The sequence below is a fragment of the Gryllotalpicola sp. CP2-P1 genome (assembly GCF_057512245.1).
Window position 1 is genome coordinate 1 of the sequence record NZ_JBLRDT010000395.1, and the last position, 1,103, is coordinate 1,103.

Genomic DNA, 1,103 nt, shown 5'->3' on the forward strand with positions numbered 1-1,103 from the left:
GGCGAGCTCGGGCTCGTCGTGCAGTCGGGTGACGAGCTGCATCGCCTGCTCGGCCATCTCGGCGAGCGGAACGTGCACGGTCGTCATCGCGGGGCCCGCCCACTTCGCGATCGCAAGATCGTCGTAGCCGACGACGGAGAGGTCGCGGGGGATGTCGAGCCCGAGTGCGCGCGCCGCGTCGTAGACGCCGAGCGCCTGGATGTCGCTCGAGGCGAAGATCGCCGTGGGCCGGTCGTCGCCGGAGAGCAGGGCGAGACCCTGCTCGTACCCGTCGTCGTGGTGGAACTTGCCCGGCTTGACCCACTCGCGTCGAATGGGGATGCCGGCGGCGTCCAGCGCCGCGCGATAGCCCGAGAGCCGCGCCGTCGAGGCCAGCATGTCGTCGGGCCCGGTGATGATCGCGACCCTGCTGTGGCCGAGCTCGATGAGGTGGGAGGTTGCCAGATAGCCGCCGTTCCAGTCGGCTGAGCCGACGGAGGGGGCATCGGTCGAGGGCGCGCCGTACGGGTCGATCATGACCACCGGGATGTTGTGGCTGCGCAGCCGGGTTCTGACCTTCTCGCTGAGCTGCGCCGCCACGAGGATGACGCCGGCCGGCTGCCGCCGCACGACGCCCTCGATCCACGACGGGTGCGGCTGATGGCTGTCGAGCGTGCCGTTGACGACCATGCCGATGCCCTGCTCGCGCGTGACCCGCTCGATGCCCGCGATCGCGGCCGCGCCGAACGGGCTGTCGATCTCGAAGCAGAGCACCTCGACGAGCGGCGCGGTGCTCTGTGCCGTGGCGCGCCGGTTGTAGTTCCGATCGTTGAGCACCGCCTCGACGCGGCTCCTGGTCTCTTCGGAGACCCCCGAGCGGCCGTTCAGCACCTTCGAGACCGTCGCGATCGAGACGCTCGCGAGCGTGGCGACTTCGGAGAGGGTGGCGCGGCCTCGGCGCCCGGCTGCGGGTGTGCTCATGCTTCTTCTCGCGTTACTCTCGGGTTCGGCGGGACGATACGTTTCTTCCAAGCCGAGAAACTTTGTGCACCAGAGGTTAGCAATGACGATGACCGATCACCCGCAGGCCGACGCCTTCGCGCGCTACCCGTCCCTCGCGGGGC

At 69.6% G+C, this 1,103-nt stretch carries 1 protein-coding gene; it reads right to left on the reverse strand.

Features of this window, described 5'->3' with window-relative positions:
* Positions 1 to 960 (reverse strand): LacI family DNA-binding transcriptional regulator (locus tag ACM2XV_RS15515; protein ID WP_487027602.1); only part of this gene is annotated, 960 nt, incomplete at its 3' end.
* Positions 961 to 1,103: the final 143 nt, after the last annotated feature.